Genomic DNA, 244 nt, shown 5'->3' with positions numbered 1-244 from the left:
AGCCACATCACCGAGGCGAACGCCGTCACGATGCCCGCCATCGCAAAACATGCGATCTGCTTGAGCGCGGGAAACGGTACCCAGGTGAGAATCGCGTAACCAAGCAGGCTCGTGGCAAGCGCTACGCTCAACGCGGGACGCACCGCACGTGCGCCCCGTCGCGCGTCCCAATCGCGCCCGGCACCGAGATAGACGACGAAATACTGGATCGAATAGTCGACAGCTTCGCCGATCAGACTTGCGC

Annotated in this window: 1 pseudogene; it reads right to left on the bottom strand. The window is 62.7% G+C overall.

Annotated elements, in window-relative coordinates:
- Nucleotides 1-244, bottom strand: a pseudogene (locus ACCC94_RS30465) (hypothetical protein); the annotation flags it as partial.

Origin of the sequence: Pseudomonas sp. Pseusp97 (assembly GCF_047304025.1) — a bacterium.
Taxonomy (GTDB): domain Bacteria; phylum Pseudomonadota; class Gammaproteobacteria; order Pseudomonadales; family Pseudomonadaceae; genus Pseudomonas.
Note: the sequence above shows the minus strand (reverse complement) of the source record. Positions and strands in the feature narration are given on the sequence as shown.